Source organism: bacterium (assembly GCA_030019025.1).
Classification (GTDB): domain Bacteria; phylum Hydrothermota; class Hydrothermia; order UBA1063; family UBA1063; genus UBA1063.
The window spans coordinates 1-212 of sequence record JASEFR010000055.1; positions in this window are offsets into that span (position 1 = coordinate 1).

Genomic DNA, 212 nt, shown 5'->3' on the forward strand with positions numbered 1-212 from the left:
CGTCAGCTTCCGCCCGTAGAGAGAGATAAGTTAAAGTGAACAGCCTGACATAGCAAAATAAAAATAAAAAAGGTTGATGTCCAGTACGGCCTTGTGTTTCAGCTTCATGTAATGTCAAAGGGCCATTCTTTATCCACGCTGAAAGTGAAAAATAAGTTTTCAAATTCTAAACATTTACATGAAAAAAAGCATATCTGCACATTTAAGTGAAA